This is a genomic window from Streptomyces sp. DH12, assembly GCF_020873895.1.
Taxonomy (GTDB): Bacteria; Actinomycetota; Actinomycetes; order Streptomycetales; family Streptomycetaceae; genus Streptomyces.
Map to the genome: position 1 here is coordinate 1 of NZ_JAHWGT010001453.1, position 410 is coordinate 410.

Annotated in this window: 1 protein-coding gene; it reads left to right on the top strand. The window is 72.9% G+C overall.

Annotation, left to right across the window (positions count from 1 at the left end; translation table 11 throughout):
* Positions 1 to 290 (top strand): rhodanese-like domain-containing protein (locus LPA54_RS40540; RefSeq protein WP_228985437.1); only part of this gene is annotated, 290 nt, incomplete at its 5' end.
* Positions 291 to 410 lie beyond the last annotated feature (120 nt).

The window sequence follows — 410 nt, forward strand, 5'->3', positions numbered from 1 at the left end:
TCCTGGACGTGCGCCGCAACCAGGAGCGCGCCGAGGCGCACATCCCGGGCTCGGTGCACATCCCCGTCCACGAGGTGCCGGGCCGCCTCGAGGAGATCCCCGCGGGCCGCGTCTGGGTGCACTGCGCCGGCGGCTACCGCGCCGGAGTCGTCGCCGCGCTGCTCCACGCCCGCGGCCGTGACGTCGTCGCGGTCGACGACAGCTTCGACCACGCCCTCGACCTGGGGCTGGGCCTCCTCGCCTCCGACACCCCCGACACTCACGACAACCGACAGGAGATCAACGCGTGACCACCCCCACCACTCCCCGCAGCCTGACCATCGACGAACTGCGCACCCGGCTCGACTCGGCCAACCCGCCCCGGCTGCTCGACGTCCGTTCCCCTGCCGAGTTCGAGGGCGCTCACATTC